Source organism: Streptomyces sp. NPDC048434 (assembly GCF_043200375.1).
GTDB lineage: Bacteria > Actinomycetota > Actinomycetes > Streptomycetales > Streptomycetaceae > Streptomyces.
The window spans coordinates 322308-343754 of record NZ_JBICXQ010000001.1 but is presented as its reverse complement, the minus strand read 5'-3'; the positions used below and the strand labels follow the sequence as shown (position 1 = coordinate 343754).

Sequence of the window (21447 nt, the reverse complement as noted above, 5' to 3'; positions counted from 1 at the left end):
AGCGTTACCGAGATGGGATCCGCAGAAACTTCCGGACCGACGCCTTTTCCGCTCGACGAGCGCGGCATGCGGCCGGTCGAGGTGCACTGTCACGGATTCGGGGACGTGGATTTCTCCGACTTCACACGCGTGGACCTGGACCGCCTGGACATGTGGTGCGCCGGCGAGGGCGTACAGGCCCTGCCCACGATGTACCTCCACCGCGACCGGCTCGGCGAGTTCGAGGACTTCATGCGCCGTTACGCCGCCAAGCGCGCGGACGGCCTGCTGTCGCATATCCCCGGCGTGGCGCTGGAGGGTCCGCTGCTGTCGCACCGCGGCGGCACCCCGCAGTCCACGGTGTGGGCGCCCAGCCGCAACGAGTGGGAGCGCCTGGCGGCGCTCGGCGACCACGGTCTGGTCTACACGGTCGTCTCCCCCGACGCGTTCTCCCCGGAGTCGGTGCTCCAGGACGACCCGCATCTCAAGGACAGCGACTTCGAGTGGATCGTGCCGACCCTGCTGGCCCGCGGTGTGCGGCCCGCGCTCGGCCACTTCACCCGTGACGACCCGGCCCGCAGCGCGGCCACCGTCGACGCCATCGTGGAGATCGCGCACCGTTCGCCGTGGCGCGGCAACGGCGTGCGGGTGACCACCGACCACCTCTTCAACGACATGCCGCTCAACATCCGGCACGCGTTCCGCACCGACCGCGCACGCGCCCAGCGTGACGAGGTCATCGCCTCCTACGACGTGCCCAACTGGACGCTGGACAACATCAGCGAGATGGCCGGCCCGGTGCCGGGAGCGATCATCAAGCAGGCCGTCAACGGCCGGATCGCCGCCTGCATCAACTTCGACGGTGAGCACGTGGATCTCGCGCTGGCCACCCGCGCCGTACAGCTCATGGGCCCCCGCAACGCGATGATCATGACCGACCGGTGCGACTCCGCACGGCTCGGCGGCCGCGCGCTGCACCACACCGGGGACAACGGCCTGTGGTACGAGGAGAACGGCGTGGTCGCGGCCGGCTCGCAGCCGCTGGCCCGGCACATCGCCAACGCCAAGGCCAACGGGCTGTCCGACGAGGACATCTCCTTCCTCATCACCCGCACCGCGCACCGCACCTTCGGTATCACCGCCGCCTCCGAGGCGGTCGCCGCCGCCGTCTGACCGGCGATCGCCCCTCCCGCGACGCGGCCGGCGTTCCCCCGGCGCCGGCCGCGTCCCACTCCGCAGCAACGGGAGCCGGAACAGGTGTGCCGAGCCCGCGCTCGACACCCCGCCGCCCTTCTTCTCACCCACCTGCCAAAGGTGCCTCCGCGGGTATTTCACGGACCCACGGAAATTACTCGGGATGAATTCCCGAGGCCCTTACCGGAAGGCCGGTGACATTCCGGAACCGGCCTTCTCATCACCCGTCGGCGCACCTACCGGGACGCACCTACCGGGGATGGAAGGAAACTCCGCCGGGCCACCCCCGCACGCAACCGCTCCACGGCCTTCCGGGAAATCCGCGGTCTGCGCATTTCGAGAGAACAGGATGGGGACGTGTTTGATCACATCGCGGACGCGATGAAGCAGCCGGATGTGGTCCGGCTGGACCGCAACCTCTATGTCCTGCGCTTCGAGATGATGAAACTCTATTCGGCGCTCGAAGCCGTCCGGCATCTCCTGGCGACCGGTGTCGTCCGGCCCGGCGACACCTTGATGGACAGTTCCAGCGGCACCTACGGCTATTCGCTCGCCCTGGCCTGCCACAAATACGGAATGCAGTGCCGCATCGTCTGCTCGACCAAGGTCGACGCCCAGGTGCGCCGGCAGTTCGAGATGCTGGGTGCCCAGGTCGACCAGGTGCAAATCCCCCCGGGGCCGATGGTCGACAAGATGGACCAAGGAGCCCGCCTCCGGCGTGTCGCCGAGATCCTCGACACCGAGCCCGGCGTCCACTGGATGCAGCAGTACCACGACGGCGTGCACTACCTCGGCTACCGCGAGTGCGCCGAGATGCTGCAGAAGGAGTTCGGCGGCGAACCGCTCACCCTGGTCGGCGGTGTGGGAACCGGCGCCTCGACCGGCGGCCTCACCAGCTACCTGCGCGAGCTCAACGACGATGCCGAACTCGTCGGCGTCCAGCCCTTCGAGAGCGTCACGTTCGGCAGCGACCCGGTCGAGGACCCGGTGGCCAGCATCTCCGGCATCGGCAGCCCCATCGTCATGCGCAATGTGCGCTACGAGCTCTACGACCGGGTGCACTGGGTCGGATTCGACAGCGCGGTGGCCGCCACCACCGGCCTGTTCCGCCGCCACGGTCTCTACGCCGGGATGTCCTCGGGCTGCAACTACCTCGCCGCCCGCTGGGAGGCGGCGCGTGACCCCGAGCGCCCCTGTGTCTTCATCGCCGCGGACACCGGCCACCGCTACGCGGAGAACGTCTACGCCCGTCCCCAGGGCGACGACAGCGTCGAGAGCCTGGTGCCCAGCTGCATCGACTCCCTGGACCACCTGGCCTTCCCCTGGTCGGTCATGGACTGGGGCCGTCGGCCTTTCCAGCCCATCAGCAAGGAGGACCCCCGGTGAACACGCCCACGGGCCGGAACATCATCGCCTTGGAGTGGCTGCAGTTCGGCCTGGGCCGACTCGTGGCCGCGGCCGCCGAGGAGGGCCTGACCGTCCATCTCCTGACCGGCAACCGGCCGGAGTACGCGCACGAACTGTCCACGGTGGACAGCCCCCACCTCGTCGTCCACGACGTGCACACCCACGACGTGGCGGAGGTCGTCGCCACGGTCCGCGCGATCGGTGACGTGGCGGGCCTCATCAACACCACCGACACCTGGAGCCTGGTCGCCCTCGACGTCCGGGCGGAACTCGGCCTGGCCGGGCAGGATCCCGCGTGTATACGGCTGGTCCGCGACAAGGCCCGGCTGCGCCGCCGTCTGTACGAGCACGGGCTCTCCCGCGCCGACGGCTCCCCTCTCGCCGCCACGGACGACGCCGCCGCCGTCGCCGCCCGGGCCGGTCTGCCCCTCGTCGTCAAGGACAGCGCCGGAACGGGGAGCGAGCACGTCTGGCTGGCCCGCACACCCGACGAACTGACCGCCGTACTGGACGAGGCGCGGCGCTCCACGCTGCGCGGGCATCTGACCGCCGAGCCCTACTTCCTCGGCCCCCTCTACAGCATCGAGACCCTCACCTGGGAAGGCCGTACCCGCGTCATCGGTGTCAGCAGCCGGCTCCTGTCCGCTCCCCCGGTATTCCGTGAGGAGGCCCTCGCCTTCCCCGTCGCCCTGCCCTCCGCCGTGACGGCGGACGCCGAGCAGTGGATCGAGCAGGTACTCAAGAGCGTGGGGTACACCGAGGGCTTCGCGCACACCGAATTCATCCTGACCGACGACGGGTTCGAGGTCGTCGAGATCAACCCCCGTCTCGGCGGCGGCCTGCTGGGCGAGGAGATCTCGCAGACGCTGGACATCAACCTCCACGCGACGTTCCTCGACCTCGTGCTGCGCCGGCGCCCCGCCCTCATGGACGCGCCGCTGACACCGCGCCGCGGCGCGGCCCATGCGCGGCTCTACGCCCCCCGGACGGGCGTCTTCGTGGCGTGCGAGGGCCAGGAACTGCTGTCCGGGCACCCGGGCAACCCCGTGCTCCGCCCGGCACTGCCGGCCGGCACGACCGTACGCACCGTCGCCCATCAGGACGGCTGCGTGGCCGTGCTGTTCGCCACCGGTCCCACCTCCGAACTCGCCCTGCAGAACGTGCTGTCCGCGGCGGGCGAGGTCCGCGTCCGGATGGCGGGGGACGACCGTGGCTGAGCGCACCCCTCATCTCCTCGTCCTCAGCGGCTGGGCCGGCGTGGTCGAAACGGCCCTGTCCCTCGGCTTCGACGTCAGCTTCATCGGGAACACCGCCGACTTCACCCCGCACGACATGGACGTGCTGGACAGCTGCCGGTACGTGCGCAGGATTCCCGCCGAGCAGACCGTCGCCTGCCTGGAGGCCGCCCGGCACATCCACGCCGGGCACCCGCTCGACGCCAGCATCTCCTTCGGCGAGTTCGGCATGGAGAGCTCCGCCGTCATCGCCGACGCCCTGGGCATCAGAGGCATTCCGCTGGCTTCGGTGGCGGCCACCCGTTACAAGGACCGGATGCGCGACATCCTCGCCGCCCACCCGCAACTCGCGCTCGGCTGGGCACGGGTGGCGAGCGCCGAGGGCCTGGAGAAGTTCCACGCCCACCACGGGCTCCCGCTGATCGTCAAGCCTGTCGCCGGCTCGGGAAGCGTCGGCGTACGCCAGATCACCACCCCCGGCGAGCTGCGCGCCGCGCTGGACGACGCACCGTTCTGGCTCCGCGGGCCCTACCTGGCCGAGGAACTCATCGAGGGGGACGAGCTCTACAGCGTTGAGACGGTGACCCTCGACGGCCGGCACGCCATCGCCGGGATCTCGCTCTGCCGTCTCGCCCGGCACCCGAACGTCGCGATCACCGAGATCACGGTGCCGCCGCCGGCTCCCTACGACCGGCACACACCGCACATCAGCCGCACCGTCCAGGCGTTCCTCGACGCCATCGGGCACACCTGGGGGCTCACCCACACCGAGGTCAAGGTGGCTCCCGACGGGCGGCCGGTGGTCATCGAGTCCCAGACCCGCATCGGGGGCTACCGCATCTTCCGGCTGGTCGAACACACCGGCGGGGTCGATGAGATCACCACCGTCCTGCGCAGCCTGCTGCCCGGAGGCGAGAGCGTGCGCTCGCCCCATCTGCCGCCGCCCACCGCGGTGGGGATGGTCGTCTCGCTGATCCCGCCCCCCAAGCGGGTACGCCGCACCGCCGACGCCGAACTCCTGCGCGGCATCGACGGGGTGGAGGACTTCGAGGTCGACATCCGTCCGGGCGAGGTGCCGCTGCCCGTCGCCGCCAACACCAAGCGGCCCGGTCTGATCTGGCTGCATGTGCCCGACCACGCCGCGGCGGAGCGCACCAAGCAGGAGATCGCGCGCACCTACTGGATCGAGTTCGAGGACGGCGATGTCTGGCATCCGTCGTTCTGAGGTGTGGGCCGGCCTGGTCCGTCTCCCCGCCGGTCTGCGCTTCCTGCTCGCCACCTCGTTCTTCATGCCGCTGGCCAGCTTCATGGTGCTGCCCTTCCTGGGGATCCTGCTGCACGAGCGCCTGGGCATGGCGATGGGCACCGTCGGGCTGCTGCTGGGGGTCATGTCCTTCCTGCAGTTCTCCGGTGCCCTCGGCGGCGGTCTCGTCGCGGAGCGGATCGGCCTCAAGAAGTCCATGGTGGCCGGGCTGACGGTCCGTACGAGCGGATTCGCGCTCTTCGCGGCAGGCCTGTCCGTGCCGCAGCTGGCCGTCCCCGCGGTACTGCTCACCGCGCTCGGTGACGCCCTCTACTCACCGGCCAACAAGGCCTACCTCGTGGGGGAGGTCTCCGAGGAGCACCGGCCGGTGCTCCTGTCGGTCAACAACTCGGCCCTGAGCACCGGGATGGCCTTGGGCACCCTGATCTCCGGACTGCTGATCGCCCGCCTGCCGCTCCTGGTGTTCTCGGTGGTGACGGTGATGTTCGCGGCGGCGACGCTGCTGCACGCGGTCATCCTGCCGCGCGGCCTGACGGCCACCCGCCCCCGGGACGGCGGGAGCGGCGACTGGATGAAGGCGTTCTTGACCCCGCCCGCCCTGGTGGCCCTGGTGACCGCCTACATCTTCTGGTTCTTCCAGAACTACCTGGGGGTCTTCGTCACCGCCGGGCACTCACCGGCCGTCTACAGCCTGGCCATCGTGCTCAACAGCGCGCTGGTCATCCTCGGCCAGCCCCCGGCGGCGCGGTGGATCGGACGGCTGCGCTACTCCACCGCCGTCCTCATCGCCTTTCCCGCGCTCGCGCTCGGGCTGCTGGCGTTCGCCCGGCCCGGGGTGGGCTTCATCCTCGCGGGCACGGTGCTGATCAGCGTGGGCGAGGGCGTCATCTTCCTCAAGAACGAGCTGGAAGCCCTCCGGGCCGTCCCGGGCCGCCCGGCGCTGGCCGTCGGCAGCCAGCGCCTGGCGCTGGGCATCGGCTCCTTCACCAGCGGAGTCGTCGGCGGCCAGCTCTATGCCTTCGCCCAGTCCGGCGGCGGTGCCGAGCACTTCTGGCGCTACGCCGCCCTGCAGGGCCTCCTCGCCACGGCCCTCCTCATCGCGGTGACGCGCGCCCGGCCGGCCCGCCGCCGGGAAAGCGTCCCCGCCGTTCATACCCCCTCGTCCGAGTGGAGTGGATCGTGACCCAGACCGACGACCTTCCCGCGGCAGGCCCCCGGCAGCGGGGACCCGCCGGCCCGGCCCCCGGCTACCGGGAGCCCTCCGTCAGCGGTGACCTCCCCGGGCCCCGCAGCGCGGAACTGCTCGACCGGCAGCGCCGGCGCGAGTCCAACGCCCGTACCTATCCCCGGCGGCTCCCGCTCGCGATACGGCGGGCGGCGGGCAGTTTCCTCGAGGATCTCGACGGCAACGTCTTCCTCGACTTCCTGAGCGGGGCCGGGGTCCTCTCGCTGGGCCACAACCCGCCCGAGCCGCTCGCCGCGGCGCACCGCCAACTCGACGAACTGGTCCACGGACTGGACTTCCCCACACCGGTCAAGGACGAGTTCACCGATCTGACGCTCGGGATGCTCCCGGAGGCGATGCGCGACCGCACGAAGATCCATTTCTGCGGGCCGACCGGAGCCAATGCCGTCGAGGCCGCCTTGAAGCTGTGCAAGACCGCCACCGGACGAGAGGACGTGATCTCTTTCCAGGGCGGCTTCCACGGGAGCACGCTGGCCACCTTGTCGGTGACCGGACTCGTCGAACAGAAGGCCCCGGTCCGTGGCCGGATGCCCGGAGTCCACTTCTTCCCGTACTCCAGCTGCCACCGCTGCCCGCTGGACATGGAGCGCGGGTCCTGCGCCGTCAACTGCGCCGGATATCTGGAGCGTTCCCTCACCGACCCCAACGGCGGCATCCCGCTCCCGGCGGCGGTCGTGCTGGAACTGGTCCAGGGCGAGGGCGGGGTGATACCGGCCGACGCGGAGTTCGTCCGGCGCCTGCGTGAGCTGACCCGGACCCTGGACATCCCGCTGATCGTGGACGAGGTCCAGACCGGCTGCGGGCGCACCGGGACCTGGTTCGCCTTCGAACAGTACGGAATCGAGCCGGACGTCATCGTCGCGTCGAAGGCGCTGAGCGGACTGGGGCTGCCGGCCGCGGTCATCCTCTACGACGAGCGGCTGGACGTGTGGCAGCCCGGCTCGCACAGCGGCACGTTCCGCGGCAACCAGGCCGCCTTCGCCGCCGGCGTGGCGACCATGAAGGTCGTCCGCAGGGACGGTGTGCTGTCCAACGTACGTGCCCGCGCCGAGCAGCTCATGCGCCGTCTGGAAGGCCTGCGGGAGCTGACCGACCGGGTGTCCGACGTCCGGGGGCTCGGCCTCATGGCCGGCGTGGAGCTCGCCGACCCCGTCACGGGCCGGCCCGCCTCCGCCCTGGCCCTGCGCTTCCAGCGGGAGGCGCTGCTGCGTGGCCTGATCGTGGAGCTGGGCGGCCGTGACGACGGTGTGCTGCGCCTGCTGCCCCCCTTGAACTGCACGGCCGAGGAGATCGACATGGCCGCACACATCCTGCACACGGCCCTCGATGCGGCGCTCGTCGCCGAAGCACCCCACGGAAACGGCTGATCGGCATGGACCAGCTCCTGGACACCGGCCGGCCCGGCCCGGCCGGCTCCCCGTTGCCCGTGGCCCGGCTGCGCTGGGCGATCAGTCTCTTCTTCGCCCTCGACGGCTTCGTGTTCGCGGGGTGGGTCGTCCGTATCCCCGCCATCAAGCAGCAGGTCGACGCCTCGGCCGGCGCACTCGGCCTGGCCCTGCTGGGGGTCTCGGTGGGCTCGGTCGCCACGATGCTGCTGACCGGCCGGCTGTGCCGCCGCTACGGCAACCACCCGGTGACGGTGGTGACGGCAGCCATGCTGTCGCTGTCGGTCGCGCTGCCCCCGATGACGCACTCCGCCCTGCAACTCGGCCTGGTCCTCCTGCTCTTCGGAGCCGCCTACGGGGGCCTCAACGTCGCCTTCAACGCCGCGGCCGTGGACCTGGCGGAGGCGATCCGGCGCCCGATCCTCCCGTCGTTCCACGCGGCCTTCAGCGCGGGCGGACTGGCGGGGGCAGGGCTCGGCGGGATCCTCGCCCCGCATCTGGACCCGCAGCCACACCTGTTGATCCTGACGGCGATCGGGCTCGTGGTGACCGCCTGCGCGGGCCGGGTGCTGCTGCGCGTGCCGGTGCCGGCGCCCGGCAGTGGTCCGCGCGGCGAGGGGGCGCACCCGGGAGAGGCGAAGGGGCGGGCGGCGAGGGGCCGGGCGCGGCTCTTCCTCACGGTCTACGGGCTGATCACCCTCTGCACGGCGTACGGCGAGGGAGCGATGGCCGACTGGGGCTCGCTGCACCTCTCCGTGGACCTTCATACGGGAGCGGGTGCAGCGGCGGCCGGGTACGCCGTGTTCGCGCTGACGATGACGGTCTCCCGGATGTCGGGCACCTGGCTCCTGGAACGGTGGGGTGACACCCCCGTCCTGGTCACCGGCGGTGTCCTCGCCGCGGTGGGCATGCTCGTGGGAGCCCTGGCCCCGCAGTTGTGGCTGGTGTTCCTGGGCTATGCGCTGACCGGGCTGGGCCTCGCCAACGTCTTCCCCGTCGCGGTCGGCAGCGCCGGCGCCCTCGGCGGCCCGCAGGGCGTCGCGGTGGCGTCGACCCTGGGGTACTCCGGCATCCTGCTCGGCCCGCCGTCCATCGGATTCCTCACCGAGGCGTTCGGTCTGCCGAGGGCCCTGACCACCATCGCCGCGCTGGCAGCCCTGGCGGCCCTGCTCGGACACCTGGTCCACCGTGGCCGCACCGGCGGACCCCGGCCCGGCCCCGCGGCGCCCGCCCCATGACCGCAACGCGCCCCGCGCCGTGAACGAAGGAGGCCACATGGCTGTCAAAGGATGCATGTTCGACTTCAACTGCACGCTCTTCCACCTCGAGGACGCGGAGAGCTGGCTGCGCGCTGTCGTCGGGGAGTCCGGCCTGGCCGCCGGCGAGGTCGATGTGCCGCTGTGGGCGAAGCGGCTGCGGGACTTCGGGGCGGTGCCCGGCGGTCCCGCCCCCCGCGAGGCCGGCCCCGAGCTGATGCGGCTGTGGCAGGAGCGGGATCTGGATGCCGTCCGGCACCGCGCGGCGTACACCGGGCTCCTGCGTGCGGCGGGGCTGCCCTGGCCCGAGCTGATCGACGCCCTCTACGAACGCCATATGACCGCCCCCGCCTGGCGGCCCTACCCGGACACCGCGGAGGTCCTCAGGACGCTGCACGACCACGGCGTGGGGGTGACCGTGGTGAGCAACATCGGCTACGACCTGCGTCCCGTCTTCCGCCACCACGGGCTGGACGCCTACGTGGACGCCTACGTGCTGTCCTTCGAGCACGAGATCCAGAAGCCCCACCCGGGCCTGTTCCGGGCCGCCTGCGCACACCTGGGCCTGGCCGCGGCCGACGTGGCGATGATCGGTGACGACCGGGTGGCCGATGCCGGAGCGGCGGCTCTGGGCTCCCCCGTCCACTTCGTGGATCCGCTGCCCGTCACCGACCGGCCCGACGCCCTGCGCAAGCTGCTCACGCACCTGTTGTGACCCGCGATGGGTGCGCCGTGCCGCCGGACGCGCCCGCCCCTGACACCAGACCGGACAGGAAGAAGGACCATGCCTCTCAGCACGAGCGACACCGCCCCTCGTATCGCCCTGGTCGGCGCCACCGGTGCCGTCGGCACCACCTTGATCGAGCTCATCGAGGAGCGCGGATTCCGCTACCGGGACGTCCGCCTCGTCGCCTCCCCGCGCTCGGCCGGCCGTGAACTGACCGTCGAGGGCCGCCCCTACCGCGTCGAAGCCCTCGACACCTTCGACTTCTCCGCCGTCGACCTCGCCTTCTTCTCCGCGGGCAGTTCGGTCAGCAGGAAGTGGGTGCCCGCGGCGGTCGCGCAGGGGACCCTGGTCATCGACAACACCAACGCCTTCCGGATGGACCCCGGCACGCCTCTGGTCGTCCCGCAGGTCAACGCGGACGAGCTGGACCGGCGTCCGTCCAGCGGCATCATCGCCAACCCCAACTGCTCCACCATCCCGCTGGTCCGGCTGCTGCGGCCCGTCGAGGACAGGTGGGGCATCCGGCAGGTCGTGGTGAGCACCTATCAGGCCGCCTCCGGGCGCGGCCACTCCGGAATCGCCGAACTGCACGAGGCCAGCCGCAGCACGCTGGAGGACCCCGCGGCCCAGGGCCCGGCCGTGGAGTTCACCCCCACCCTCGCCTTCAACGTCGTCCCGTTCATCGATGAGCTGCTCGACACCGGCTTCACGCTGGAGGAGCAGAAGATGCTGCAGGAATCCCGCAAGATTCTCGGCCTGCCCCACCTCGACGTGACCACGACGTGCGTGCGGGTCCCCGTGGTGAACGGGCACTCCGAAGCGGCCTGGATCGAGTGCGACGACGTCGTCGCACGCGACGAGCTCGTACGGCTGCTCGCCGCGCAGCCCGAGGTCACCGTCCACGACAAGGACACCCTCGGCGCCTTCCCCACCCCGCGCACCGCGGGCGCCCCCGACCAGGTGCACGTCGGCCGGATCCGCGTCGCCCCGCACAACCCGCGGGGCTTCTGGGTGTGGGTGGTGGCGGACAACCTGCGTATCGGCGCCGCCCTGAACGCACTTCAGATCGCCGAGGCACTCACCGAACGGGGCACGCTGTGACCGCGGCCGCCCCCGTCGTACTCAAATTCGGCGGCTCCAGCTTCACCGAGCCCGCCGCCTACGGGGAGCTGGCCCGTGCCCTGTCGGCGCGGCTCGACGCCGAGCGGCGCCCGCTCGCCATCGTGGTCAGCGCCATGCCGGGCGAGACCGAACGGCTGCGGGAGCGGTTGCACGAGGTCGACCCGCACCCCTCGGACGACCGTGTGGCCGGTCTGCTCACCCTCGCCGACACGGTCAGCGCCCAGCTGCTGACCGCCGCGCTCCACCGCCTCGGCAGGACGGCCACCGTACTGGCGGGCCACCAGGCGGGGTTCACCACCGACGAGACGTTCATGTGGGCGCGGCTGGAGCACATCGCCCCGGAACCGCTGCGGCAGGCGCTCACCGGACACCAGGTGGTGGTCGTCCCCGGCGGGCAGGCCGCCGACGGCCGGGGACGGCCCACGTGGCTGGGCAAGAACAGCTCCGACCTGTCGGCGGTCGCCGTGGCGGTGGCCGTCGGCGCCGGCCGCTGTGAGATCCACTCCGACGTCGAGGGCATCTACAGCTGCGACCCGAACAAGGTCACCGGCACCCGGCTGCTGGAGCGCGTCTCCTACGGCGATGCCGCCGCCATGTCCCGGCAGGGCGCCAAGGTGCTGCACCACCGTGCCGTGCGCCTCGCCGAACAGCACGGCATCGCCCTCGTCTGCCGCCACAACCAGGCGCCGTTCACACCCGGCACCGTCATCGGCACCGGCGGCCCGGCCGACGCCGTGGTCCTCAACCTGCGCTCCCTCGTGCTCGGATACCCCGACCACGCGGCGGCCGACCGGGCACACCGCGCGTTCCGGGCCGACGGCCTGGACACCGTCCGGCTGGACGACAGCCCGCGGGTGGCGCTGATCGGCGGCTACGTGGACCACGAGGAGTCCCAGCGCCGCCACGGCCTCGCCCCCGGGCACCTCGCCGGAATCCCGGTGACCGAGATCAGGAACGGCCGCACCACCCTGCATGTCGCCGCCGACGAGGACGCGGCGGTGCGGCTCGCCCAAAAGCTCCACGACCACCTCCCCTCCCCCGCCACGGCGCCCCCGACCGTCTGACTGCCCGCAGGAGTACCCCGTGACCACCCACGCCACCGCGGTTGCCGCGGACCCCACCCTCATCGAGATCGACCTGCCGGACGGTGTCCGCGACCGCCTCGGCGCTGAGCTGGCCGCCCTGCCCGATCCGGCCCGGAACATCGACTGGTCGATGGCCCGTTACCTCCAGGTCTTCGCCCAGCTGCCGACCGGAACGCTCCAGCAGATCCTCGACTTCGGCCGGCACCCCGACACCCCCGGAGTCGGGTACGTCCGCAACGCTCCCGTCGACGAGCGGCTGCCGCACACCCCCCGGGACGGCAACCCGAGCCCGGACAAGGCCACGTTCGTGGCCGAGGGCGTCCTGCTGGGACTCACCGGGCTGCTCGGCGAGCCGGTCGGATTCAGCACCGAGAAGAACGGGCAGCTGGTGCACGACGTGATCCCGGTCGAGGGCGGCGCCATGACCCAGACCAACCGGGGGTCCTCCGTCTTCCTCAACTTCCACAACGACATCGTCCATGACGCGACCGGCCGCTACGACGTCGCCAGTCCCGACTTCCTCGTCCTCAGCTGCGTACGCGCCGACCACGACGGCGTGGCGGGCACCTACTACGCCGATGCCCGCGACATCTGCCGGGCCGTCGACGCGCGGACACTGCACACACTGCGCAGCCCGCTGTTCCGTATGAACGCCCCCGGCAGCTATGTCCGCGACGTCGCGGGCGGGGCCGAGGTGCTGTCCGACCCGGTCCCGATGATCAGTGGCCCGGAGGCTTTTCCCGAGGTCTCCGCGGCCGCCAACGGCGTCCGGGCGATGAACGAGGCGGCCCATGCCGCCCTGGACCGTCTCCAGGCGGCCTGCCGGGAGGTCGCCCACGAGGTGTACCTGCGCCCCGGGCAGGCGCTGCTGATCAACAACCGCAAGGGGCTGCACGCCCGTTCGCAGTTCACCGCACGCTACGACGGGCAGGACCGCTGGCTCCAGCGGACCTATGTACGACGCAGTCAGTGGGACATCCGCTACCGGGCCACGCCGGGCAGCCGCCGCCTCTACTGACCCGCCCTACGCCGCCTTTCCCGAAATGCGAGGCCGACGCCCCATGACCAATGTCGCTGTGATCAACTACGGCCCGAAGCTCGACTATGCCGCCATGATGCCGGAACTGGCCGACAAGCTGCAGGTGTTCAGCCACCACGAGCTGAAGAACACCGAGAGTCTGGCCCGGTACGAATACGTCAAGGACTGCGAGGCCGTGCCCTACGCAGAATTGATGATTCGCCGGCTGGCACGCGAGCGGCCGTTCACCCATGTCATCACGGACAATGAGTACGACCTCGAACGGGTCGCCCGCATGTGTGCGGACTTCGGCATTTCCGGTCAGTCCCCGGCCGGCGCGCTGTCCTTCCGCGACAAGGTGGTCATGAAGGAGGTCGCGCGCCGGACCGTCCCCACGGCCCGCTTCGCCCGTCTCGACACCTTCGTCGATCTGACCGGCTTCATCGAGGAATGCGGCTACCCGGCCGTCGTCAAGCCGGTGAAGCAGGGCGGTTCACGCGACATCGTGGTGTTGCGGGGCGAGGACGACCTCCTCGCGTTCAGCCAACGGCTATGGCGCGAGGACCTCATGGTCGAGGAATTCGTCGAGGGGCAGATGTACCACGTCGACGCGGTGCTGGCGGACGGCTACCGGTTCGTGGCCTCGTCCCGCTATCTGCGCAGCTGCCTCGGTGTGTTCTCCGGGGAGAACAACGGCTCGCTCCAGTTACGACCGGAGAGCAAATTCGCCCGGCGGCTGGAGGAGTTCTTCGACCGCGTACTCGAAGCCTTCGACACCGCCGACGTCAGCGCGTACCACCTGGAGGTGTTCCACACTCCGGACGACGAACTGGTGCTGTGCGAAATCGCCTCACGCGTCGGCGGCGACCGCATTCCCGCGCTCACCCGGGCCACCTACGGCGTGGACCTGCACACGGCCGTGCTGCGTCAGTCGTGCGGCCTGCACGTCGAGCCGCCGCCGGCCGAACCGCCGTCCGAGGTGCACGGATCCGTCTCCCTTCTGCCGCAGGGCCGCCCGGTACGGGTGCCCGGCAGGCCGCCGTTCCCCTGGGTGCACCACTACGAGGTCAACGAGCAGATCGCGCCCGACGCGGTGACGCTGTACAGCGCTTCGCACCTGTGCTTCGTCATTGTGCGCGGCGCCGACACCGCCGAGGTGGAGCAGCGTCTCCTCACGGCCGAGGCCTGGCTTCTGGACAACCTCGAAGAAATCCCGGACGCATAAGCAGCACCATCCCCCGAGAAAGGTGAGTTCCGTGCCGTACAAGATTCTGGTCCTGGTCTCAGAGGCGTACAAATTCAAGCTCGACAACCACTCGATCATCCCCAGCGCCCTGTACCGCGAAGGCCACGAGGTGTACATCGGAGACATCGACACGCTCTCCGTACACGACTCCGTCGTGGTCTGCGACCAGGTGAAGCTGTCCGAGGAATTCGCCGCCGGCGGCGACTTCCCCACGCTGAGCCAGTCCTATGCGTCCGCCGAGGACTTCGACCTGGTGTGGGCCCTCGCGGGCACCCACCCCGACGCGCTGACCGACTACTTCCAGCTGCTGTGGCTGCTCAACCAGCGGGTGCCGTTCGTCAATGACGCGACCGCGCTGTTCTACCTCAACTCAAAAATCAATCTCGGTGCCATCGTGCCCCCGGAGAACCTGCCGGTCTCGCACGTGTCGAACGACTTCGACTTCCTCAACACCCTCGTCGAGTCCGACGCCGACCGCTCGTGGGTCATCAAACCGACCAACGAGGGCTGCGGCGCGAACGTATACGTCGTCAACCAGAACGACCGCAACAGCACGGCGATGCTGAGTTCCGCCACGGGAAACGCGAACTCGCGCTACGTCAGCTACGGCCGGGACATCATCGGGATGGCCAAGCGTCACACCGCGGTACAGGAATACATCCCCAACATACGTACCAACGAGAAGCGCGTGGTCCTCGCCGGCGACACCCCCGTCACGGGATTCCTGCGCTTCCACCGCGACAACGACAACCGCGCCAATGCCACCGTGGGGGCCCGCTACGAGGCGCTCACCCTCACTCCGGAGGAGGACGAGTTCGTCCGCCGGCTGGGGAAGCGGATGATGAACCACGGCATCTTCTACGTGGGCATCGATCTCGCCTTCCCGTATGTGATCGAGGTCAACATGGAGAACCCCGGCGGCCTCAACTACCACCGGCGCGCCACCGGGGAAGACCAGTCCTCCCACGCCGTCAACACCGTACTGGCCGCACTGCGCACCGCCGGGAAACTGCGGTGACCCCCTGACCGCTGCCCCACCCTGCTGCACCTGCGCTCCTGCCGGCCAGCTGGCCGGCGCCTGCTCGACATGTTCGAACGAGCTCCCCTTACTCACTTGTCACTCAAGCATCGGCTCTTGCAAGCTTCTTGCAGGTCACGTGCGCCCGCTGAGCGCACGCGGAGAGTCCTGGGAGGACGCAATCGTGAGCCGGCGGGTGGGAACAACAGGGGCGGACGGCGACGGCAGGTCCACGGGCAGAGCGGATAGCCGCGCGCTCGCCGCGGCCTGCGTCACCGTGGCGCTGTGGGCATCGTCGTTCATCGCGATCCGCAGCTCCGCTGCGCATTTCGGGCCCGGCGCGCTCGCCTTCGGCAGGCTGGCGGTGGCGTCTGTTGTGCTGAGTGCCATCCTGCTGGCCCGACGGGGTGGATTCCCGCCGCGCGAGGCCTGGCCCGGCATCATCGCCTCGGGAGTCCTGTGGTTCGGCGCGTACATGATCGCGTTGAACTGGGGTGAGCGTGAGGTGGATGCCGGAACGGCTTCCATGATCGTCAATGTCGGGCCGATCCTGATGGCGCTCCTGGGCGGGTGGCTGCTGAAGGAAGGCTTCCCGCCCAAACTGATGGCGGGCATGGCCGTGTCGTTCGTCGGAGCCGTGGTGGTCGGGCTTTCCACGTCCGGCGGAGGAGAGTCGTCTCTCGTCGGTGTACTGCTGTGCCTGTTCGCGGCGGTGGCGTACGCGGTGGGTGTGGTGCTGCAGAAGCCGACGTTGAAGCACGCCACACCGATGCAGGTGACGACGTTCGGTGCGCTCGTCGGAGCGGTGGCCTGCCTGCCGTTCGCCGGCCAGTTGGTGTCGCAGGTGAGCCAGGCTCCGGTATCGGCGACGTTGCAGATGGTGTACCTGGGCGTCTTCCCGACGGCCCTTGCGTTCAACACCTGGGCCTACGCGGTATCTCGTACCACCGCCGGGAAAATGGGAGCCACGACCTACGCGGTGCCGGTACTCGTCGTCGCCATGTCGTGGCTGTTCCTCGGCGAGGTGCCCGGCTGGCTGACGCTCCTCGGTGGCCTCATCTGCCTGTTCGGGGTCGCGGTCTCCCGGATGCGGGGGAAGGCGCAGGCCCAGGTCCCGGAAGACACACAACGGAGCCGAGCGGCTGCGGAGCCCGACGCGTCGGCGGAGTCCGCACGGTAGGCGGCGAAGTCCGCACGGTAGCCGGCGGCCGTTGACGGCCTGTGGGTCTGTGGGTCTGTGGGTCTGTGGGAAGGGTTTCCACCGGCCGGGGCAAGGGACGCGAACCGTGCGTGTCTTTGGCGGCCTGGTAGCCCTGCCGACCCAGCAGATGACTCCGACCGTGGCAGAGCGTCGACGCGGGGCGGGCAGCTCGGCGCCCGGCCGCGGAGGAGCAGGATGCGCGGCGGAGGCACCTCGGTGTCGATGGTCAGGGCGACCGCCGGGTTGTGTCGCAGGGCCGGGACCTTCGCGGCGTGCTTCGCCGTACACATGACGATCGCCGTTCATCAGTGCCGCCTGCAGCCCGAAGGCCACAGACCTCGACAGTGATGACGTACCACGGCGCGAGAATTCATCGCCTCCGGCGGCCGGACTCCACCTGAGCCCGGCACCCGCTCGGAGATCAGGGGAGGTCCGGGCCGGTGAGTATTGCCTCGATGGGCGTAGGCGGAGGGCGTTGAGGCCGAGGACGTTGAGGCCGCGGCCGGTTGGGGACGCCTGCGCCGGTGTGCCGTACCCGGTGATCCCTCCCGGCATGGTTTCTACGGTGCTGTCATGGCCTCGGAGTGCTTCTTGACGAGTTCGTAGGAGCGAATGCGGTCGTGGAGGTCGTAGACGGGTGTGGTCAGCATCAGTTCGTCTGCTCCGGTCTCACCTGCCAGTTGCGCAAGCCGGTGTACGACGGTCTCGGGTGTTCCGACGGCCTGCCGTGCGCGGAAGCCCGCCAGCGCCTGTCGCTCCTTTTCCGTGAAGGGGTGGGCGGCCGCGTCCGCGGGCGTGGGGAAGGGGATCTCGCTCAGACCCTTGAGGAGCCCGGCTTTGACGACGTCCATCGGTCCGGCCAGCCAGGCGGATTCTTCGTCCGTCTCGGCACACACCGCCTCCACGCACACCAGCACCCGAGGTTGCTCGCACCAACGGGACGGGGTGAACTCCGCCCGGTAACGTTCCAGCGCCGCACGGGTGTTGTCCGGCCGGATGTGGTGGGCGAGGGCAATCGGCAGGCCGAGTCCTGCGGCAAGAGCGGCACCTGCGGTGCTGGAACACAGCAGCCAGGGCTCCGGCAGCGGGCCGAGTGCGACTTCGTCGACCAGAAAGGACAGGATCGCGGCCACGTCGCCGTGGTACTCCGCATCTGTCGTCGGTCCGGCCCCACGGCGCAGTGCCCGCGCGGTGGCCTCGTCGAAGGTGCCAGGGCCGCGGCCGATACCCAGGTCGATGCGGTCTGGGTGCAAGGCGGCCAGCGTTCCGAACTGCTCTGCCAGGGCGATGGGTGCGTGATTGGGTGCCAGTACGCCGCCCGAACCGAGACGGATGACCGAGGTCGAGGCGGCAGCGTGCGCGGTCAACACGACAGGCGGGAACGCGCCGATGGCCGGTGAGTGGTGATGCTCCGCGTACCAGATCCGGCGGTAGCCCAGCCGCTCCAGCCCCTGCGCGAAGGCGGCGGTGTCGCGCAGGGTCTCCACGGCTCGCGCCCCCGTTTGAACCATCGCGACTTCCAGCGCCGAAAGCGGTACATCGATCATGTCGTCAGCATAGGGATCGAGTGTTCGACGAGGGGTGCCGTTCTTCTTGTTCGCGGCCACGGAGCTCAGCGCGGGTGCGGTGCATACGCCGCCGCAGCCGGTCGGAGTCGAGTCGGCCCGATCTGCGGAGCAGGCTCCCCCGGTGAAGTGCCGCTACGTCGGCCGCCGATGACATGCCCGGTGCTCCCCAGTTTTCCTCCTCAATGCCTCCGAGGTCGAAAGCCACTCAGTGGCGCTAAATGCGTTGAGACCGTGGGGTGTTGGTGATGACGGGCGTGTGGAAGACGGCGGCCGCGGCCGGGCCTCGGGACCCGACCGCCGCCGGTGCGGTGTCATGTGGGGGTGAGGAGTTCAGGGGTGATGAGTTGGCCGTCCCACCACTCGCCGAGCGCGCTGCGCAGGTCATCGAGGAGGTTCGTCGGCAGCGCGTGCCGGCCGGGCGTGACGATGCTGTCATCTGGCCTTCCCGGCTGCTGTCGTAGCCAGCGCGACCCCCGACCGGGTGCGTTGACCACGCCGATCCTCTGTCCCTTGCCGGCGTCGTACTTCTTGTCCTTGGTGTAGCGGGCGTACTGGACGATGACGGTGAAGCGGACCTGCTTGGGATTGCTGCCAGTCTTGATGGCGACGCCGTCGTATTCCAGGCGCCCCTGGTGATCGTTGCGGTCGATGTTGCCGTGGATGGCGCCGGTAAGGATCTTACGGACGCGGATGTTGTGACGGTAAGTGAAGTGGTGCCAGCCGAGGTGGGGGTTGCCCCACCGGGCAACGATGTGGCGTCCATCGGGGTCAGTGGCCTTGCGGGCGACTGCGGGGGCGCATCGTCCTTCAGGGAGCCTCAGCCCAGGACGCCGCCTTCGGCTCCAAACTCAAACTCCTCTCACGGGCGTACCGGGCGTTGCGGTACCTCGAGAAGGGGTGCACCCAGTGCTTCCTGGCCGACACCAGAGTACTTATGGGCGACGCCTCCACACGCACCATCGAGGACGTCAGACCGGGCGAGAAGGTCCTTGCGACCAACCCTGAGTCAGGCAAAACCGTGCCTCGCAAGGTCATGCGCCTCATCGTCACCGAAGACGACAAACACTTCAACGAACTGACGCTCACCACCCCCAACGGCCCCCGGAAACTCACCGCCACCTACGAACACCCCTTCTGGAACCCGTCACAACCCCGCTGGCTCCCGGCACAGGAACTCGCCCCAGGCACCAGCCTCCTGAGCAACGACGGAAGCACCGTCCGCGTCCAGTCCAACCGCCCGTTCGACAAACGCGCACGCACCTACAACCTCACCGTCGAAGGCCTCCACACGTACTACGTGATGGCAGGAGGCACGGCTGTACTGGTGCATAACTCATCCTGCGATCACATCGCTCTAGGTCTGCAGACAGCGGATGGAAATCCAGGCGCGCTCGATGAGTTCGGAATGGATCAGGGGGCGGCTACTTACAAAGAATGGCCGGGGAATGGCGCTTGGCACAAGAAGCTGGAGTCATTCCTCACTCCAGAATCCCGCACACACATATCGTTCAACCTGGATGGGATCAATGACCCCGTCGCCTCGGCGCGTGCGGGTAAGTCGGTCGATCCGAGTGGCTTCGAAGGGCTGACGGACTGGGAGCTCTACCAAGTCAGCCAGAGTCCGCACGCATGGGATAGGATTACCTGGTATCGAGGAGGTCGCCGAGTTGATAATCCATTCGGATAACGCTGCCAGTTCCGCGAGTCTGTTCAGGTCTGAACGCACCTTCACGGTCTGGCGCTATGGGGTTGGACACTCTCAACTACTCATTCGCGCAGTGCCCGACGGTGCAGACACCGCGTGCCTGGACCTGCTTTTCGAAGATGTGAAGGCCATGCAACTGGTGACTCACTACGAGTCGATTGAGCTTCATCCGGCAGGTGAGGATGAAGCTCAGCGGATTCTGGATTTCTCAGGACTGGCCTCCACTTGGAGGGGACGGTATCTCACCGTCTCCCTTCGGTCCAGAAGCGGTTCAGGGTTCGTATTGTGCAGAAGAATCACCGCTCTGCACGGCGGAGATGACCCACTCGGACCTCAAGGAGGATTTGAGGAACGTGATGTCATTTGGAGCATTCGCCAATAGTCGTGCGCGAGTCAGTCAATAGCCGAGCACGTTTCGTGGAGTCGAGTTAGCAACATGGAACGTTGCTCGAAAAAGGCCGCAGAGGCCCCTCAGGATTGCTCCCGACGGGCCTCTGGGCGTCTTGACAGCAACGGTTTACGATCACGTCAGCGGAAGGGCGCCATCGTCGGCACCGCTGCTTTCAGTGCCGCCCGGTGAGGTACGCAGGCGCAGCGAGAAGACTGAGCTCATGTCTCTCGTCAGCGCTGTTGGCGATGAGCAACGCCCTCGTAGGCCCGCACAGTCAGCGCCACCACAGCCGACGAAACAAAGATCATCGCCACAGATGCTCCCTTCTGATTCATCGACAAGAAGAGGCGGTTCGACAGGGGACATCTCCTACTTGTAGCGCCAGGTGCGACCATCGGGCACGGTGGCACTGGTGAGCCGATCTTCTTGTCCAGCTCCGCTCTCACCAGGGCGCCTCGATCCGGCGTGTCCACCGGGAGTCCGCCCCCCGGCCCGTCGGGGATGCCGGGTGGGGCCGCTCTGTGACGCCCGTCCTCGTCGTGGCGTGTTTCACCCGCCTGCGAGCGCCGCCCGCACCGACGCAGTATCGGCCCGCCCCTTCTCATAGACCGTCAGGCCCCGCGACAGGTGCAGTGGTACCAGCAGCAACTCCACGACGAGAGCCTTCCAGGCGTAGACGAGATTGACGGCTTTGGTTGCGTAGACGCAGGGGATGTTCAGCAGCACCCCCGGCAGCGGGAGTTTGCGGCGGCGGGCGGCGTAGATGAGCGGGGGCATTGTCAACAGGAGTTCGGCTCCGGCCCACCAGGCGAAGGCGAGTGCGGGTGGCTGGTCCGTCGTCGCGGCGAGGACGAATGGTGTCGCCCACCAGAGCGGTGCGGTGAGGATCTCCAGGAGGGCGAGCAGCACCCAGACCGCCAGCAGAGGTTTGTGTACGACCAGCCGTCCCAGGTGCAGCCGGACGTTCTGGCAGAAGCCGGCCATCCAGCGCCAGACCTGTTTGCGGAGGTAGGTGAGGTCTTCCGGGTCGGCGGCCAGGGCGACCGCGTTGGAGACGTAGACCGCGCGTCTGCCCGCGATCTGCTGGGACCAGGTGTAATCCATGTCCTCGACGATGGTCCGCTCGGGAAATCCGCCGAAGGCCATCAGATCGTCGCGCCGGAAGACGGAGCAGCAACCCGAGCACACCATGGGGCTGTTGGCCCTGGCCTGGATGGGGCGATGCCAATGGAAGCCGAAGAGGTACGGCAAGGCATCGTTGCAGGTCAGAGCGTGTTTCCTGGTCAGCAAGTCAGCACAAAGTCAGCATCGGCGGCGCTACGCCGGGAAACAGGCCGACTCCCGGGGGTCATGCGGCACGCCGTGGTCCAGACCTCCGCAGCGTCCGGAGCCGAGACCCA

Annotated in this window: 18 protein-coding genes; 15 read left to right on the top strand and 3 right to left on the bottom strand. The window is 69.2% G+C overall.

The annotated features are described in order from the left end of the window. Nucleotides 1–12: 12 nt before the first annotated feature. The 14 genes from ACGFWI_RS01605 to ACGFWI_RS01540 all read left to right on the top strand — a co-directional run bounded on the left by ACGFWI_RS01605 (nt 13) and on the right by ACGFWI_RS01540 (nt 16362). A complete protein-coding gene (locus ACGFWI_RS01605; RefSeq protein WP_393903869.1) occupies nt 13–1152 on the top strand; it encodes a hypothetical protein in 1140 nt (379 codons plus the stop codon). A 378-nt stretch (nt 1153–1530) separates the two neighbouring features. Further along, complete coding sequence (locus ACGFWI_RS01600; RefSeq protein WP_393903868.1) at nt 1531–2559, top strand: pyridoxal-phosphate dependent enzyme; 1029 nt, start codon at nt 1531–1533, stop codon at nt 2557–2559. Continuing rightward, the gene (locus tag ACGFWI_RS01595; RefSeq protein ID WP_393903867.1) at nt 2556–3797 is read left to right on the top strand and encodes an ATP-grasp domain-containing protein; all 1242 of its coding nucleotides are present in this window, start codon (nt 2556–2558) and stop codon (nt 3795–3797) included. The genes ACGFWI_RS01600 and ACGFWI_RS01595 overlap by 4 nt, the downstream gene beginning before the upstream one ends. Next, the gene (locus ACGFWI_RS01590) at nt 3790–5040 is read left to right on the top strand and encodes an ATP-grasp domain-containing protein (RefSeq protein ID WP_393903866.1); all 1251 of its coding nucleotides are present in this window, start codon (nt 3790–3792) and stop codon (nt 5038–5040) included. Before ACGFWI_RS01595 ends, ACGFWI_RS01590 begins: the two co-directional genes overlap by 8 nt. Continuing rightward, nucleotides 5018–6262 carry an MFS transporter gene (locus ACGFWI_RS01585; RefSeq protein ID WP_393903865.1) on the top strand — a complete coding sequence of 415 codons (1245 nt, stop codon included), beginning with the start codon at nt 5018–5020 and terminating at the stop codon, nt 6260–6262. The genes ACGFWI_RS01590 and ACGFWI_RS01585 overlap by 23 nt, the downstream gene beginning before the upstream one ends. Continuing rightward, a complete protein-coding gene (locus tag ACGFWI_RS01580) occupies nt 6259–7692 on the top strand; it encodes a diaminobutyrate--2-oxoglutarate transaminase family protein (protein WP_393903864.1) in 1434 nt (477 codons plus the stop codon). The genes ACGFWI_RS01585 and ACGFWI_RS01580 overlap by 4 nt, the downstream gene beginning before the upstream one ends. Before the next feature lie 5 nt (nt 7693–7697). Further along, nucleotides 7698–8948, top strand: a complete 1251-nt coding sequence (locus tag ACGFWI_RS01575) for an MFS transporter (protein ID WP_393903863.1) — start codon at nt 7698–7700, stop codon at nt 8946–8948. 37 nt (nt 8949–8985) lie between these two features. Beyond that, entirely contained in the window at nt 8986–9681 is a 696-nt protein-coding gene (locus ACGFWI_RS01570; RefSeq protein ID WP_393903862.1) for an HAD family hydrolase, read from the top strand. 69 nt (nt 9682–9750) lie between these two features. Continuing rightward, nucleotides 9751–10794 (top strand): aspartate-semialdehyde dehydrogenase, encoded by a 1044-nt coding sequence (locus ACGFWI_RS01565; RefSeq protein WP_393903861.1) that lies wholly within the window; start codon nt 9751–9753, stop codon nt 10792–10794. After that, nucleotides 10791–11879, top strand: a complete 1089-nt coding sequence (locus tag ACGFWI_RS01560) for an aspartate kinase (RefSeq protein WP_393903860.1) — start codon at nt 10791–10793, stop codon at nt 11877–11879. The genes ACGFWI_RS01565 and ACGFWI_RS01560 overlap by 4 nt, the downstream gene beginning before the upstream one ends. Before the next feature lie 19 nt (nt 11880–11898). Continuing rightward, complete coding sequence (locus ACGFWI_RS01555; RefSeq protein ID WP_393903859.1) at nt 11899–12918, top strand: TauD/TfdA family dioxygenase; 1020 nt, start codon at nt 11899–11901, stop codon at nt 12916–12918. A 43-nt stretch (nt 12919–12961) separates the two neighbouring features. Further along, a complete protein-coding gene (locus ACGFWI_RS01550; RefSeq protein WP_393903858.1) occupies nt 12962–14143 on the top strand; it encodes an acetyl-CoA carboxylase biotin carboxylase subunit family protein in 1182 nt (393 codons plus the stop codon). Nucleotides 14144–14174: 31 nt separating this feature from the next. After that, on the top strand, nt 14175–15182 hold the full coding sequence (locus ACGFWI_RS01545) for a RimK family alpha-L-glutamate ligase (RefSeq protein WP_393903857.1): 1008 nt from the start codon (nt 14175–14177) through the stop codon (nt 15180–15182). A gap of 277 nt (nt 15183–15459) precedes the next feature. After that, a complete protein-coding gene (locus tag ACGFWI_RS01540; protein WP_393903995.1) occupies nt 15460–16362 on the top strand; it encodes a DMT family transporter in 903 nt (300 codons plus the stop codon). 581 nt (nt 16363–16943) lie between these two features. Here ACGFWI_RS01540 and ACGFWI_RS01535 read toward each other — a convergent pair. Both ACGFWI_RS01535 and ACGFWI_RS01530 read right to left on the bottom strand, forming a co-directional pair. After that, the gene (locus tag ACGFWI_RS01535) at nt 16944–17930 is read right to left on the bottom strand and encodes an LLM class flavin-dependent oxidoreductase (protein WP_393903994.1); all 987 of its coding nucleotides are present in this window, start codon (nt 17928–17930) and stop codon (nt 16944–16946) included. Nucleotides 17931–18262: 332 nt separating this feature from the next. Next, complete coding sequence (locus tag ACGFWI_RS01530; protein ID WP_393903856.1) at nt 18263–18445, bottom strand: hypothetical protein; 183 nt, start codon at nt 18443–18445, stop codon at nt 18263–18265. A gap of 383 nt (nt 18446–18828) precedes the next feature. On the opposite strand from ACGFWI_RS01530, the gene ACGFWI_RS01525 reads away from it, so the two are divergent. Then, nucleotides 18829–19638 carry a Hint domain-containing protein gene (locus ACGFWI_RS01525; RefSeq protein ID WP_393903855.1) on the top strand — a complete coding sequence of 270 codons (810 nt, stop codon included), beginning with the start codon at nt 18829–18831 and terminating at the stop codon, nt 19636–19638. A 958-nt stretch (nt 19639–20596) separates the two neighbouring features. Here ACGFWI_RS01525 and ACGFWI_RS01520 read toward each other — a convergent pair. Beyond that, nucleotides 20597–21337 carry a glycosyltransferase gene (locus ACGFWI_RS01520; protein ID WP_393903854.1) on the bottom strand — a complete coding sequence of 247 codons (741 nt, stop codon included), beginning with the start codon at nt 21335–21337 and terminating at the stop codon, nt 20597–20599. Nucleotides 21338–21447: the final 110 nt, after the last annotated feature.

What these genes read in the sequence shown, in the direction of transcription:
- ACGFWI_RS01585 (WP_393903865.1), top strand. Translation starts at nt 5,018, where the DNA reads ATGTCTGGCATCCGTCGTTCTGAGGTGTGGGCCGGCCTGGTCCGTCTC.
- ACGFWI_RS01605 (WP_393903869.1), top strand. Translation starts at nt 13, where the DNA reads ATGGGATCCGCAGAAACTTCCGGACCGACGCCTTTTCCGCTCGACGAG.
- ACGFWI_RS01565 (WP_393903861.1), top strand. Translation starts at nt 9,751, where the DNA reads ATGCCTCTCAGCACGAGCGACACCGCCCCTCGTATCGCCCTGGTCGGC.
- ACGFWI_RS01570 (WP_393903862.1), top strand. Translation starts at nt 8,986, where the DNA reads ATGGCTGTCAAAGGATGCATGTTCGACTTCAACTGCACGCTCTTCCAC.
- ACGFWI_RS01535 (WP_393903994.1), bottom strand. Translation starts at nt 17,930, where the DNA reads ATGATCGATGTACCGCTTTCGGCGCTGGAAGTCGCGATGGTTCAAACG.
- ACGFWI_RS01550 (WP_393903858.1), top strand. Translation starts at nt 12,962, where the DNA reads ATGACCAATGTCGCTGTGATCAACTACGGCCCGAAGCTCGACTATGCC.
- ACGFWI_RS01575 (WP_393903863.1), top strand. Translation starts at nt 7,698, where the DNA reads ATGGACCAGCTCCTGGACACCGGCCGGCCCGGCCCGGCCGGCTCCCCG.